The organism is Blautia sp. JLR.GB0024 (genome assembly GCF_037000545.1).
Lineage (GTDB): Bacteria > Bacillota > Clostridia > Lachnospirales > Lachnospiraceae > Blautia > Blautia celeris.
Map to the genome: position 1 here is coordinate 71,247 of NZ_JBANBF010000006.1, position 14,693 is coordinate 85,939.

Annotated in this window: 10 protein-coding genes; 3 read left to right on the top strand and 7 right to left on the bottom strand. The window is 48.2% G+C overall.

Annotation, left to right across the window (positions count from 1 at the left end; translation table 11 throughout):
* Positions 1 to 39: 39 nt before the first annotated feature.
* Together V8Q34_RS15055 and V8Q34_RS15060 are read right to left on the bottom strand one after the other, a co-directional pair.
* Positions 40 to 3,972, bottom strand: a complete 3,933-nt coding sequence (locus tag V8Q34_RS15055; protein ID WP_335835839.1) for an ATP-binding protein — start codon at positions 3,970 to 3,972, stop codon at positions 40 to 42.
* A gap of 13 nt (positions 3,973 to 3,985) precedes the next feature.
* A complete protein-coding gene (locus tag V8Q34_RS15060) occupies positions 3,986 to 5,554 on the bottom strand; it encodes an extracellular solute-binding protein (RefSeq protein ID WP_181014396.1) in 1,569 nt (522 codons plus the stop codon).
* A gap of 156 nt (positions 5,555 to 5,710) precedes the next feature.
* Here V8Q34_RS15060 and V8Q34_RS15065 point away from each other — a divergent pair, with 156 nt between their 5' ends.
* Positions 5,711 to 6,877, top strand: coding sequence for a cation diffusion facilitator family transporter (locus V8Q34_RS15065; protein WP_335835840.1), 1,167 nt, complete (start codon positions 5,711 to 5,713; stop codon positions 6,875 to 6,877).
* 38 nt (positions 6,878 to 6,915) lie between these two features.
* On the opposite strand, the gene V8Q34_RS15070 is transcribed toward V8Q34_RS15065, so the two are convergent.
* The 3 genes from V8Q34_RS15070 to V8Q34_RS15080 form a co-directional block, all read right to left on the bottom strand.
* Entirely contained in the window at positions 6,916 to 7,572 is a 657-nt protein-coding gene (locus V8Q34_RS15070) for a lysoplasmalogenase family protein (protein WP_335835841.1), read from the bottom strand.
* A gap of 92 nt (positions 7,573 to 7,664) precedes the next feature.
* On the bottom strand, positions 7,665 to 9,002 hold the full coding sequence (locus V8Q34_RS15075) for an MATE family efflux transporter (RefSeq protein ID WP_335835842.1): 1,338 nt from the start codon (positions 9,000 to 9,002) through the stop codon (positions 7,665 to 7,667).
* Complete coding sequence (locus V8Q34_RS15080; protein WP_244806375.1) at positions 8,995 to 9,432, bottom strand: MarR family winged helix-turn-helix transcriptional regulator; 438 nt, start codon at positions 9,430 to 9,432, stop codon at positions 8,995 to 8,997. Before V8Q34_RS15080 ends, V8Q34_RS15075 begins: the two co-directional genes overlap by 8 nt.
* A gap of 330 nt (positions 9,433 to 9,762) precedes the next feature.
* Here V8Q34_RS15080 and V8Q34_RS15085 point away from each other — a divergent pair, with 330 nt between their 5' ends.
* Together V8Q34_RS15085 and V8Q34_RS15090 are read left to right on the top strand one after the other, a co-directional pair.
* Positions 9,763 to 10,455, top strand: a complete 693-nt coding sequence (locus V8Q34_RS15085) for an iron-sulfur cluster assembly scaffold protein (protein WP_033143439.1) — start codon at positions 9,763 to 9,765, stop codon at positions 10,453 to 10,455.
* Between the two features lie 50 nt (positions 10,456 to 10,505).
* A complete protein-coding gene (locus V8Q34_RS15090; protein ID WP_033143440.1) occupies positions 10,506 to 11,516 on the top strand; it encodes a GGGtGRT protein in 1,011 nt (336 codons plus the stop codon).
* Positions 11,517 to 12,306: 790 nt separating this feature from the next.
* On the opposite strand, the gene V8Q34_RS15095 is transcribed toward V8Q34_RS15090, so the two are convergent.
* Positions 12,307 to 13,755 (bottom strand): DDE-type integrase/transposase/recombinase, encoded by a 1,449-nt coding sequence (locus tag V8Q34_RS15095; protein WP_335835843.1) that lies wholly within the window; start codon positions 13,753 to 13,755, stop codon positions 12,307 to 12,309.
* Between the two features lie 198 nt (positions 13,756 to 13,953).
* Entirely contained in the window at positions 13,954 to 14,691 is a 738-nt protein-coding gene (locus tag V8Q34_RS15100) for a Sir2 family NAD-dependent protein deacetylase (RefSeq protein WP_335835844.1), read from the bottom strand.
* Positions 14,692 to 14,693: the final 2 nt, after the last annotated feature.

The following is a 14,693-nucleotide window of genomic DNA, read 5'->3' on the forward strand; positions in this document are numbered from 1 at the left end:
TTATCTGCCCGGCAGATAAGAGTTACCAAAATAAAAGGGTCAATTCCTGCTGCCTATGACTCTCAGCAGCGTCTGCATCAGTTCCTTAAAGTCAATGGGCTTTGCCAGATGGCCGTTCATACCGCTCTCAATGGACTTTTTCATATCCTCATCAAACGCATTGGCCGTCATGGCAATGATCGGGATGGTCCTGGCATCTTCTCTGGGCAGCTTCCGTATCTCCTTAGTGGCCTCCAAACCGTCCATGACCGGCATGCGGATATCCATGAGAATCGCGTCGTAATATCCCGGCTCCTTCTCAGAAAATGCTTTCACGCCCAAAAGCCCGTTGACCGCCCGCTCTGCCTCAATGCCGTGAAGGTTCAGAATAGAACCGGCGATCTCCGCGTTCAGTTCATTGTCCTCCACCACCAGGATCCGTCTGCCCTGCAGGGCATCCAGCTCTCCGGGAACCGCCTCTTCCTCCGCCTGCTTTGTGCCGTCCTTCAGGACAATGGCAAAAGAGAATCTGCTGCCTTTGTCAGGCTCACTTTCCAGGCTGATCTCCCCATCCATCATCTGCACAAGCTGGCTGCTGATGGCAAGCCCCAGGCCGGTTCCGCCAAACTTGCGGGCCGTGCTCTCGCCTGCCTGTTCAAAGGAATGGAAAATGCGTTTCTGGTCCTCCGCTTCGATTCCGATTCCGGTATCTTCCACAGAGAAGGAAATCTCTGTCCTGTCCGGTGCCGTCCGGCGCTGGCTTACAGCAAAGAGGATATGTCCGTCTTTTCCTGTAAACTTCAGGGCATTTCCCAGAAGATTGATCAGCACCTGTTTCAGATGCATGGCATCTCCCATCACCCACTTCTGTATCAAATGGGTCTTCGTTGTATAGAAGATTCCCTTCTGCGCAGCCTGCGGCCCGATCAGATCATCTATGTTCCTCACCCACTGCTCCAGGTCAAAATCCAGCATCTCCAGCTTCATCTTGCCGCTCTCAATCTTGGACATATCCAGTATATCATTAATCAGCGAAAGAAGATAGTCTGAAGAGCTGCTGATTTTTTCCAGATAGGTCTGTACCTTTGGCGGCACCTCCTTATCCTGCATGGCGATTTCCGTCATACCTATGATCGCGTTCATAGGGGTCCGGATCTCATGGGACATTCTGGATAGGAATTCGCTCTTGGCCCTGCTCGCCTGGTCGTAACGTACTTTGTTCAGATTGTTCTCAATGATCTTGGCAGCCTCCTGGATATTGCTCTGCTCCTTTTTATCCCACAGAACCGCGTCTGCCTCTGCTGTCAGCGTGATGGAACCTATATATTTTCCTCCGTCTGTCATGGGAACACTGAATCCCCGTTTCGTCTTTGGCATCATAAGGAATTTCCGCTGGCGCTCCGTCATTTTTCTTCCGTCCAGCAGGAAAGGTTCAGAGCCATACTGCTCCGTCAGCGCTTTAAACTCCTCTGCCGTAAAACGCTTCATGTCCTTTTCCTGATGATCCGACGGGTCTCTGTGCCACTGGTGGGAAATATACGCGGTATGGAAATCCCGGTCCACGGAAGTCATGAGAATATCCGTTGCCCCGTAATAGCGGCCCATCTTCACAAAAAGCACAGCCAGAATGGATGCCATGTCTCCCCCCTTATCAAAGAAATTCAGGGTAAGAGAAACCATATTGAGCTGAGGTCCGCTGGTGATGCTGGCTATATCGTTGATCTCCGTCAGGATATTCTCTTTGGTCTGGCTTGGAATCTCCCGGTAGAAATACACCTTTCCGTCTTTTTTCTGCTTGGCAAAGGTCAGCGCACAGCGCACCCTGCGAAGAAGCTGGACATATCCCAGATTGGAGTTATTCCTCATACAGGCACCGATTGATACATGGACGCGGAATTCCGCTCCCTGGTAAAGCTGTGAGATTTCTTCCCTCACTTCCTCCATAAACTGCACGGTCTGTTCCCCGGTAAAATCCGGAAGCCAGATAAGGATCTCATCCCCGCCCTGGCGCACCAGCAGGATTTCCTGCTCCCGGGTCTGCATGAACCGCTCCTTTTTAGCAAGCAGCAGCGTGCCGATTTCCTCCAGGATCACATCCCCGAAGATAAGGCCGTAGGTCTCATTGAGAATGCGGAATCCATCCAGATCCAGAAGCACCATGCAGCCGCTGTCGCCCCGTGTGAGTACCTCCGTCAGATACCGGCGTCCCTCTCTCTGGGTATGCAGCTTTGTTATGGGGTCACGCTTCGCAGACTCAATCTCCCTGAGTTCCTGTATCTTCTGTTCGTGGATATCACGGATACTGCCGATGATCTTAGTCTTCCTGCCATTTTCGTCCTTGATCACCTCACCCTTTAACAGCCTCCAGCGGTAATCCTCCGTGCTGTCGCGTTTTCCCCGGAACTCCACATAGATCACATCCTCATCTCCCGAGAATGCCTGTTCCAGCTTCCTGCTGTCCTCCGGATATGTACGGGTTTCCAGCCGATCCATTTCTTCTGTTATTCTGTATCTGACTGCCTGCCCGTCCCGTTCGGGGTAGTTGAACAGCTCAATCTCCCCTCCGCTCAGATCATAAGTAAAGAAAATATCATCACTGCTCTGCAGGGCGATCCGGTAGCGCTCCTTCTCCTCTGTAAGCCCCCTCTCAGCCTGCTCCTGCCGGCTGGTCAGGTTTTTCACCACATCGTAAAGCTCATCCACCTCGGATACTCCGGAGGTCTTAAACTGCTCCAGGTTCTTACCGGCACTGCTGCGTATACATTCTGCCAGGCGCCGGATGGGGTCTGTCACGTGGCTTGCCACCAGATATGTACAGATTATGCCGAATACCAGGGCCACCAGAATAGCTGCCAGCACCTTCCACAGAATCTGCCGTCCGATCCCGAATATGGCATCATCCTTCTGCACGCCTACCAGAAACCATTCCTCATCCTCAAAGGGGGTGTTTGTGTTATAGAGATGCAGCTTTTTGGCTGACGCGTAGAGTTCCCCGTCGGCCTTATCCTCATTGAGGACATAGACCTGATCAAACTTACTCTCCTCCACACGCAGGACCGTTCCCGCTGCTTTGAGCCGTTCCCCCAGAATACCGGAAGCCACAAGGGGCGCCCACCGGTCCTTCTCGGTGCTCTTTACCAGCATATAGCCGCTCTGTTCATTTTTATTCAGTTCACTGGACGGCAGCATATCCTGAATATGGCTGGCGGATATCTCCACTCCCATAACCCCGTACACCACACCGTCACTGATCAGGGGCACGGAATACGTGACAGCCGGGTATTCTCCGCCGCTCTTTCCCTCATTTAAGGAAAAAGGGTCGCTCCAGTATCCAAGATTAGCATAGCTGGCATCCGGATTTTTCTCTGCCGCTTCAAAGGGCTTATAAAAAAAATCATCCCTGGAGTTCTGCCCTGAGGGTCCAAATGTAAAATCTGTAGTCCAGTAGCTGTCCAGGGCAACCCCGGTCTGATGGACAATATCCCTGCCTCCCCGCTCAATGAGCACATCAGAGTAATCCAGAGAATTTGCAGATGGGTCAGCATCCCTGAAATAATAGCCCTTACAGGTCATGCTGCCCTCCTCATTTATCCCGTCCTTATTTGCCAGGATCATAAAACTGCCTGTCACCTCATTTTTCCTGAGCTGGTACAGGCTGGACATGGCTGTATTCTGCAGAAGCTTTTTCTGGAGGACACTGTCTCCCAGAAAGTCTTCCACGGAAGTCCTGTTGGATGAGAGCAGACTGTTAAGCTCTCTGGTGATCTTCTCTTCAAATTCACTGACTTCCATCCAGTGCTGGACCATATTGTTTTCCAAGGTGATCTTCCTGTTCTCCACTGTCTGCTCCATCATTCCCACAGCATAGGAGTCCAGCAGCCGCATGGTACCGCCGATCAGGACTGTTCCGTATGAAAGAAGGCTTTGTATCACAAGTACCGCAATCAGAGGGATACAAAACAGAGCCAATATCGTCCACTTTCTTTTCCTCATTATCTATTCCGCCTCATTCTGCTTTATTCATGGTATTCTGCAAAGCTGCCACAAAGTCGTTATACCAGTTCTGGAAGGATTCCTCCGATATATATGAGGCACAGGCTTCCTCAAGCGTCTGCCCCTGGGCGATCAGCTCCTGTACAGCTGCTCTGTCCTCTGCCGCCTTGTCAGCCAGATTGTATTCCAGAACTTTCCTGGCCTCGGTTCCGTGCTCAAACGCCTTGGTGGTATAAGGCACTGCTGTCTCAAGCGTGCCGAACAGGCTGTCCAGGACATCATAGGTCTTATCCGGGATTTCCAGTCCCTGTTCTTTCACTACCTTGTCAACCGCCCCCAGACTGTTTGCCTCTTTCTTCACCGGAAGATAGCCGGAAGCGCAGCTGAAACGGATGTTGTTCTCTGACTCTGTGAACCATTTTAAAAACAATACGGAGGCGTATTCCTCTTCCTTTGTGGTCTCTGTGACCACCATTCCGGCTCCCTGCTGCACAATATAATTCTCTCCCTCTGCAAAGGAGGGTGCAGGCAGGACCACATAATCTATAGGGTAGGCACTGTCTTCCTGCTCCACCTCGTCCGGAAAATACATGGACGCCGTGGAGGAGCCTGTAAATGCCAGGATCTCGCCGATCTTCACATCGTCTGAACGGAATTTTCCGTACGCCGTAAAATATCCCTTCACAAAGGGCACATAGAAGTTATCCCAGATTCTTTTCATGGTTTCCCGGTCCGCCGAAACGGAAGCTTTGCCGTCCTCCACCCGGAAGATATCCTGGCCGAACTGCTTGGAACCGATGACAAAGAGGTTGGCAACCGAATCCCTTCCATAGAAAGCCTTGCCGTCCTCCGGCACGTCCGGGGTCAGGGAATCTGTCCACTCGTAATATTTCTGCGCCGTCTCCGTCACCCCTTCCAGGGTGGAGAGGTCATCCAGGGAGGCGCCGGATGCCTCCGCAAATTTGTCCCAGTCTGTCTTATTCATCATAAAGATCTCACTGGATTTCGCTGTGGGGAAAATGCGGAGCGTATTGCCTTTCCCGATTCTTCCCTCCTCTATATAAGAATCCACATAGGAATCCAGTTCCTCCTCTGACATGTAGGCTGAGATATCCGCAAGCTTTCCCCTTTTGTCCACCGTATAGGCGGCATCCGCATAGGCTGAGAAAATATTTGGCATTTCCTCAGACCCCACCTCCTCGTTCATGGAGGCCATCACTGCGTCTTCCAGTTCATTCACATTTCCCTGGCTGTAGCCTTTCACAAAAATACCCTTTTCTTTTCCAACCGTCTCGTTGAATTCATTGACAAGCTCGTCAAACGCCACCTGCTGGGCACCGTTATAATAATGCCAGATCGTGATGGAGAGCGGTTTGTCGGGATTCAACTTCACTGCATCCTCTTGCTCCCCTTCTCCGGTTTTCTCCTGGCTGTCCTGTTCCTTTTCTTTTGTCTGCGCTTTATCCTCTGTTGTGCTTTTATCCTTCGTACCGGCCGTATCATTTCCGCATCCTGCCAGAAGTCCGGCAGTCAGGGAAGCTGCCAGCATCAGGCAGCAGATATATCTCATTCTCTTTTTCATATGTATTTCCCCCTGTGTTATCTGCAATTTTATTCCTTTTTATCATATCATTCGCACCCGAGAATGTAAATCTTTTTCCTGCTTTCTTGCGTCTTTCCAAACTTTCGTATAAAATAAACAGAGAATTTCACAAAACCAATATTTGGAGGGAGCTATATGATTCAGTTATTATCACGTCTGTTTATCAAGGATTATAAAAACACTGCCATGCCCCGGGTGCGCCAGGCATATGGTATTTTAAGCGGTGCGGTGGGGATTTTTCTCAACCTTGTACTGTTTGCCGGAAAATTTGCGGCCGGTATGCTCAGCGGTTCCATTGCCATCACGGCCGATGCCTTCAACAACCTCTCGGACGCCGGTTCCTCTGTCATCACCCTGATCGGTTTTAAGATGTCAGGCCAGAAGCCGGACCCGGAACACCCCTTCGGACACGGCAGGATTGAGTATATATCCGGCCTTTTTGTGTCAATCGCTGTACTGATCATGGCCTTTGAGCTGGTGAAGTCATCCTTTGAGAAGCTCAGAAACCCCGCCCCGGTGGACAGCAGTCCTCTGGTCCTTGCCATCCTCTGCGCCTCTATCCTGGTAAAAATGTACATGGCATACTATAATAAGACCCTGAGCAGAAAACTGGACAGCGCGGCCATGTCCGCCACGGCTGCGGATTCTCTCAGTGATACCGTATCCACGGCCGTTGTCCTGGCAGCCACACTGGTGGGGCGGTATACGGGTATCCTCATTGACGGATGGTGCGGTATTCTGGTTGGACTCTTTATCTTCTACACCGGCATCCAGGCTCTGAGAGAGACCATGAACCCGCTTCTGGGACAACCGCCCAAGGAAGACTTTGTAAAAAGCATAGAATCTCTTGTCACAGCCCATCCCACAGTCCAGGGCATCCATGACCTGATCGTCCACGACTACGGACCGGGCAGACTGATGATATCTCTGCACGCGGAGGTGCCCGCAAGCGGTGACATTTTACAGATTCACGACGAGATAGACAACATTGAGAAGGAGCTTCAGGAAAAGCTGCACTGTTCCGCCACCATACATATGGACCCGGTAGTCACAGACAATGTCCATATCAATCAACTGAAGGCGGAGGTAAACCGCATCCTCGCCGAAATCTCACCCCGGCTGAATATGCATGATTTCCGTGTGGTGGAAGGCCCCACCCATTCCAATCTGATCTTCGACCTGGTCATTCCCCATGATTTCTCCATGACTGAAGTGGACGTGGTAAACAAGGTCAAAGACCAGATCCGCGGGCTCCGGGGCTGCTACTACGCAGTGATCCAGGTGGACCACAGTTACAGCTGAAAAAAGGAGGAAAGCTGCACACAGCCTTCCTCCTTTTTTCATCCCGGTAAATATCTGCACACAGCCAGCAGGTAAACCGCGCTGTAATACAAAACCAGAAGTATTTTATCTAATTTTCTGCTGTTCTTCTCCCCTATGAGATTCACAGCCAGTATGGTATCCGATGCGACAAACGCGGCCCCGCCAAGAGCCGCAGCCCCGCCGGACAGCCCCGGATTTTCAAAAAACACAGTCCCCGCCATGGAAAACATGGCACAGAGAAACGCCACATACAGCGCCCCCAAAACCGCCAGCTTCCCAAGTTTTCTGATATACGGCCTGAGTATGGCAAAGAGTACTGCGTACACACAGGCAAACAATACCAGCGTAAACAGGCCCGGTGATACCAGGCACAGCATCCCCGTGATAAAGAACAGATGAGCCGCAGCAAACACGGCGGCACCTGTCACAAACTGTACCTCCAAAAGCGCATCGGCAGCCATGCAGCAGAGCGTTCCCGCTGCTATGAGCAGGGAGACTCGGTTCTGCTCCCGAATTGCCAGGTAAAGCGCCGGAAGCACAGCCATCAGTGTAGCAGAGACTTTGTATCCGATCTCCTTTCTGCCTGTTTCATGTTTTTTTCTCACATATGTGGTTCCCAAAAAAACCATCAGCACTGCCGCTGCCGGCAGAAGAAGCATTTCCCATCCCTTCAAGCACGCACCGCCTTCCCCGGTCTCTTCACGGACTCCGGAATTTTCGTATCTTCATTATACTATATTCGCGTATCCGCGTCCATCATTCCCGCTCAGGGAAGGTAGTGATATATGGATCTTTTTTTAACGGTATAGAACACAGCCAGGGCAAATGCCATAAGCTCTGCCGCCACGGACGCACTCCAGACTCCGCTCACACCGAACAGTACGGAAAATCCGATCAAAAAGATGACAAGAAACACCAGCGTCCGCATAAAAGACAGGACTGCCGAAACCTTCCCATCCCCAAAGGCGGTAAACATAGCTGAGCTGAAGATATTAAATCCCTTGAACAGATACCCAAACGCATAAACCAAAAGTCCCGCAGTGGCAAGCTCATAGACCTGACTGCCGCGACGGGCAAAAACAGCGGCCAGATTTCCGGAAAACAGCAGGGTTCCCACTGTCATCACCGCACCCACACCCATACAGAATCCGATGCTGATCTTATATAATTTTCGAAGCTTCGCCACATTTCCCCCGCCGTAATTATAACTGAACAGCGGTGCCACTCCCATGGAATACCCAAGGCTTATGGCGATCAGCACAAAGTCCAGATACAGCAGAATGGATATTGCTGCGACACCTTCATTTCCCACAAGACGCATCATGATTATGTTGAACAGGAAGGTTGTGATACTTCCTGACAGGTTGCTCACCATCTCTGAGGAGCCGTTTGTCATGGATGTAAGCAGTACCCTCCAATCTGCCTTTGGCTTTACAAAATGAAGCTGCGCCTTCCGGTTAAATGTAAAGTAAAAAACACTGAAAAATGCAGGAATGCAGTAGCCGATTCCCGTAGCCACCGCTGCACCGGCAATTCCCATGTGGAACACACCGATGAAGACATAATCCAGTATCACATTGGCCAGTCCGCCCGCCACTGTGACGGTAAGGCCGATATGTGGTTTTCCGTTTGCCACAAAGAGGCTCTGGAACTCCAGCTGCAGTATATTGGCCGGCTGAAAGAAAAGCAGTGGAAAGGCATAGGCATAGCAGTATGCGTAGATATCCTCATCCGCACCCAGCATGTAAATGAGCCTTTCCAGGAAGATAAAGGAGAGAACCGTGATCACAATGCCCAGCCCCACGGCAAACAGAGTGATAAACGTTACGTTTTCATTGGCCTCCCGCTGCTTTCCCTCTCCCAGCTTTCTTGACACAATGGCAGTGATGCCGGTGCCGAACATGGTCCCCAGAGCGATCACAAAGCTGAGCAGAGGATATACGATATTCACGGCAGAGAAAGCGTCCGTGCCCACAAGCCTTGACACAAACATACCGTCCACCACGGTATACAGGGACATGACGACCATCATGACTATGGAGGGAAGAGCGAATTTCAGGATAGAGGGAACCGTTATTTTTCTTTCCAGTCCCTGATCAATCATCCTGCATATCCCTCCACTGGTATCCGCTGATGGTCTTCAGCACATCCCCGAACATCTCTAACTGCTCCTGCGGATATTTCTCTTTTAATTCCCTCTCTATTTTATAAAATACCTGGTCATATACTCCCACGATCTGCTCCATATGGGGGCTTAACTCCAGAAAATAGACCCGCTTGTCTTTTTCGCTCTGTTTTTTTACCACCACGCCCTGTTTTACCAGTTCATTGATCTTCAGGGTCACGGCGGATTTTGTGATCTTCAGCACATCGGCCATCCTGCTGACTGTGCACTCCTCCATCTGTTCCATCACATTGATGTACAAAAGGCTGTTGTAGGAAAGCCCGTTATAATAATCATTTCCATTCATCACCTGCAGCTCGTACAGAGCCATGTGATAGTAGAAATCATTGATTTCTTTTACAAGATCCATATGCATCCTCCCGCTTATTAGTTTTGCTAATTTAATTAAATTTACTTAACTATATTAACAGGAGCAATTGGCTTTGTCAACCGAAACAACAAATGTTTGGATTTCCGTGTAAATAATCAACCTTAAATGAATCGAAAAGAACCTATTTTTGATTTGTGAAAAACTGTGTCCCGCCATATTTTACCATTTACAGGGACAGACCGCTTTTAATTTTACTTTTTTAAAAAATAACTCTGGATTTTTTTGTCACTTTGTGAGAAAATGAATTGGAATAGGACGTTAAATTTCTAACGCACTTGAAGTAAATATATTCTTGAAAGGAGTTTTAAAATGATTTATTCACACGAAGTAGAAACAATGTGTCAGGTACATCAGGGTGTTAACCACGGCGCAGCTCCAATCCCGGAAGAAGCAAAATGGGTACAGGCAAAAGAAATTAAGGACATCTCCGGTTTAACACACGGTATTGGCTGGTGTGCACCGCAGCAGGGTACCTGTAAATTAACATTGAATGTAAAGGATGGTGTAATCCAGGAGGCACTGGTTGAGACGATCGGATGTTCCGGAATGACTCACTCTGCAGCTATGGCATCTGAGATTTTACCAGGAAGAACCATTTTGGAAGCTCTGAATACTGACCTTGTATGTGATGCTATCAATACTGCTATGAGAGAATTATTCTTACAGATTGTATACGGAAGAACCCAGAGTGCATTCTCTGAAGACGGACTTCCTATCGGTGCAGGTCTGGAGGATTTAGGAAAAGGTCTTCGTTCTCAGATCGGTACTATGTACGGTACCCTGAAAAAAGGACCTCGTTATCTGGAAATGACAGACGGTTACGTTACTGGTATCGCTTTAAATGAAGAGGATGAGATCATCGGCTACAAATTCATCAGCTTCGGAAAAATGATGGACTTCATCAAAGCAGGCGATGATGTAAACACAGCATATGAAAAAGCTCAGGGACAGTACGGCCGCGTTGACGATGCAGTGAAGATCATTGACCCGAGAAAAGAATAATTATACATACACTGCAACATCTGTCATAGAAAGAATAGGAGGATAAATTAATGGCTTTATTTGAATCATATGAAAGAAGAGAAAAACAAGTTCTTGCTGCTCTGAATAAATACGGCATTAACACCATCGAAGAAGCTGCAGAAGTAACAAAAGCTGCAGGTCTCGATGTTTACAAAATGGTAGAAGGCATCCAGCCGATCTGCTTTGAGAATGCAAAATGGGCATACACCGTAGGTGCTGCCATTGCGATCAAAAAAGGCTGCAAAAAAGCTTCTGACGCTGCTGCTGCTATCGGTGAAGGACTTCAGGCTTTCTGTATCCCGGGTTCTGTTGCTGACCAGCGTAAAGTAGGTCTCGGACACGGAAACTTAGGAAAAATGCTTCTGGAAGAGGATACTCAGTGCTTCGCATTCCTGGCCGGCCACGAATCCTTTGCTGCTGCTGAGGGTGCTATCGGTATCGCTGAGAAAGCAAACAAAGTCCGCAAAGAGCCTCTGCGCGTTATCTTAAACGGTCTTGGAAAAGACGCTGCACAGATCATCGCACGTATCAACGGATTTACATATGTAGAGACAGAATACGACTATGCTACAGGCGAATTAAAAGAAGTATTCAGAAAATCTTACTCTGAGGGACTTCGTGCAAAAGTTAACTGCTACGGCGCTAACGATGTACGTGAAGGTGTTGCTATCATGTGGAAGGAAGACGTTGACGTTTCCATCACAGGTAACTCCACCAACCCGACCAGATTCCAGCACCCGGTTGCAGGTACCTACAAAAAAGAGCGTATCGAAGCCGGCAAAAAATACTTCTCCGTTGCTTCCGGCGGCGGTACAGGACGTACCCTGCATCCGGACAACATGGCAGCAGGTCCTGCTTCCTACGGTATGACTGATACATTAGGACGTATGCACTCTGACGCACAGTTCGCCGGTTCTTCTTCTGTTCCGGCTCACGTTGAGATGATGGGCCTGATCGGCGCAGGCAACAACCCGATGGTTGGTATGACTGTGGCTGTGGCTGTGGCTGTTGAGGAAGCGGCTAAAGAAGGTAAATTCTAAGAAAACCTTTATAAGCAAGATTTTGCGAAGTCAAACCCCATTTTATGGTTTTGCCAAAAAACATTATATGTATTTCTTGACATTTAAGTTATTCTAGTTTAATATAAAAATAACAGAAAATGAATCTATGTGTGTTATGTCACAAAAGCGAAACCCCAGGAAGCGCTATCTTCCTGGGGTTTCTTTTTCCTTTATAGGGTAGGATAACCCAGGCTAGCTGTTGTTATTTTTTTCTGTCTAACCATTTACTAATATAGTAACAAACTATACCCGCCATGACAGAAATAAAAAATGAATCTATGTAGTGCATTATGCCACCTCCTTCCTGCTGGAAAGAGTCAACAGCAATCTAATTATATCTTCTTAACAACTTGCTGTCCACCGTTTCTCACCCCATTCCTGAAAATTCAGCAATATTACATATGGCAAAATCATATTTATTGTATATTTCCATTAAAAAAAGACCCCCGGCTGCCAGATAGTGTCAAGTGATGTATGAAAAAACTGAGCCGAAAAAATAGGCTCAAATGAACCTTGAAAACTGCAGATATTTATACTTGAGCTCTCCAAGGGCATAGGGCTTTGCCCTATGTACCCACAAGGGACAAGTCCCTTGACCCATGATCGGGCTCTGCCCGAACCCGTCCTCGCCGGAAGGCAGGAAAAGGGCGCAGTTGCCCCTTTTCTTTGTAAAAAGGATCATCCGTGAACCTTATGTCAAGTAACTTTCGCGGCATAACGGAACTTCGTTCCATTATTCCACGCTTCACCTGACAACGGCTCCGCTCCGTTATGCTGATACCTGGTTCTGAAGATTCAGGATCGTCTGTTGTCCAAGAAAAATGAGAAGCTGCCACTTGCCCGGCATATTGTCCGCATCTTTGAGCATCTCAACCTCATTCAGGACTTTATAGCCAGCATGTTTATGAGGCCGGAGAAAGTTATAGTAGGCAACCCAGAGAGTCAGGTCATAGTTGGCACCGTCGATGTTATCAAAACCATTCGTAGATCTGTAAGTAGCCTTGTATGTACGGTTCAGCCGTTCAATCATCTGTTTGAACGGACGAAATTCTTCGGACACTTCATCGTCGTTGGTAAGCCCAATTACCTGAGTGATCTCAAACTTGAACTTTTCGCCAAACTCATGGAAGAACTGCTGGGCAGCGAGAGGGTAGGCACTATAGCCGTCAGCAATAAAACGGAAGTTCTTTGGAAGCTCCGTTAAGTGACGAAACGCCATTCTCATGGCAAGAATACAGGGGCCAACTCCACGGTTGTCAGATACCTGATAGCCGATGATGGAACGTTTGGCGGCATCCATGATGAACCAGATGTAAGCCTTAATACCACGGATTTTGATATAGGTTTCATCAGCAGTGAAGACACTGCCAGAGCCGTAATCGTAATGATCGACAAAGGGTTTCACACAGATAGCGGCTGTTTTGCAGTAATTCGCTATCTGCTGATGTGAGATGGAGATATTATACAAGTCCTTTAAAGCCTGGGAAGTTTTTCTGAGAGACAATCCAAGATTTACGTGGAGAGTCAGGCACAGAGCCATTGTGTTGGAGTCAAACTTACTGAACTTCAGGGAGGAGGCATTCTTTGGCAGGGAGTTTAAATCCATGCGAAAAAAATCTATCGTGAATTCACGGTAGATATAGTGGAGTTTGTATTTATTCCTGCCATAGTCCTCATCCAGATCTTTTTTATCAACTTTCCGAAGGTTGTGAAGATAGTAAGGGCATTTGGGATTCACACATTTATGGATGATGAAGTGTTTCCTGTTCTTTTTTGGAACAAGAGCATTTCCACAATGGGGACAACGCAGCTTAACTGAGGAAAAACGGCTTTGTTCCGGAGAGAATCTGGTATCACAGATCTTGCAGAGGACCTGCCCTTTGGAACCATTATTTTTGTATAGAAATGGTTTAGGAGCACCACAGCGTGGGCAGCAGCATTCGTCTGGGATATCACACTCGGACCGGCGGCTGACGGGACGGATCTTCTTACCATACCGTTTTTCAAAGTAAGGGATCAGCTCCTTATAAGTCCAGTCCTGACGGAAATCTGTAATGAGAGGAAGCGCATCCGTTTTGAATTTCTGATACTTCGGAGAGTGGGAATCATCAAAAGCCCACTGTCTGAGTGGTATATATCTGCAGATAAAAGAAAAAAGATAGCGGATAATTCGCTGTTGGTATTGAATGTAGTTAAGTAAATAAAGTATAATGTCCATGAGCAATGAAATCCTTTGGTATTTTGGTGTTTGTGGTGAACTCATTATACTATAAAAAGGGAGGTCATTGCTCTTTTTGTTGCAAACTCCCATTAAATCAAGGTTTAACAATAAAAAATGGTAGTGAAACTTGACACTACCGGCTGCCAGCCGGGGGTCTACAGTATGAAAGGCCTGCATATGCAAGCCTTTTCTCTTTTACAATCCCAATTTGCTCATAATATCCATAGCCTTACCGTCAATTACAAGATCGGCTGCCGTATCCGCATAGTGATCCTGGTCGTTAATGAGGATTACCTTATCCCCCTCAAAATATTTTACATATGTCTTTGCAAGCTGCGAATGCATGCTGCATCCCAGAAGCAGCAGGGTATCTGCCATTCCCACCTCGTCAACCGCACGGGTCAGAAGTGCGTTGTTCACCATTTCTCCCCGCAGGCATACCTCCAGGCGGATGGTTGTGCCGCATTTGGTACATTTGGGAGTTCCTGCACACTCTGCCACCGCTTTCATGGGATATTTTGTTCTGCATTTCGGGCATACATTCCGGTAAATGCTTCCGTGAATCTCCAGAACCTTTTTGCATCCTGCCCTTTTCGGCAGGGAGTAGATATCACGGGTAATGACAGCCTGCAGGATTCCCCTGTCCTCCAAACGCTTCAGAATCTTCATACCTTCATTGATTCTTCCTCTTTTGCTGAGGATTTCCCGTTTGTAAAAGTCATAAAACTGCGTCACTCTCGTATTATAGAACTCAGCACTGAACATTTCCTCAGGGGAACATCCGTATCTGGTTTCAATATCATACGCATCCTGGTCTGATCTCCAGTTTGTGCATCCGCACTGGCTGCTCACCCGCATTCCCAGCAGACATACCAGATACCTGCTGTTTTCAATCACTTTTTTTGCCCGCAGCAGCTTTTCTTCCTGTGACATTT

Coding starts and splice junctions, on each gene's coding strand:
- V8Q34_RS15055 (WP_335835839.1), bottom strand. CDS start 3,972: ATGAGGAAAAGAAAGTGGACGATATTGGCTCTGTTTTGTATCCCTCTG.
- V8Q34_RS15060 (WP_181014396.1), bottom strand. CDS start 5,554: ATGAAAAAGAGAATGAGATATATCTGCTGCCTGATGCTGGCAGCTTCC.
- V8Q34_RS15065 (WP_335835840.1), top strand. CDS start 5,711: ATGATTCAGTTATTATCACGTCTGTTTATCAAGGATTATAAAAACACT.
- V8Q34_RS15075 (WP_335835842.1), bottom strand. CDS start 9,002: ATGATTGATCAGGGACTGGAAAGAAAAATAACGGTTCCCTCTATCCTG.
- V8Q34_RS15080 (WP_244806375.1), bottom strand. CDS start 9,432: ATGGATCTTGTAAAAGAAATCAATGATTTCTACTATCACATGGCTCTG.
- V8Q34_RS15085 (WP_033143439.1), top strand. CDS start 9,763: ATGATTTATTCACACGAAGTAGAAACAATGTGTCAGGTACATCAGGGT.
- V8Q34_RS15090 (WP_033143440.1), top strand. CDS start 10,506: ATGGCTTTATTTGAATCATATGAAAGAAGAGAAAAACAAGTTCTTGCT.
- V8Q34_RS15095 (WP_335835843.1), bottom strand. CDS start 13,755: ATGGACATTATACTTTATTTACTTAACTACATTCAATACCAACAGCGA.
- V8Q34_RS15100 (WP_335835844.1), bottom strand. CDS start 14,691: ATGTCACAGGAAGAAAAGCTGCTGCGGGCAAAAAAAGTGATTGAAAAC.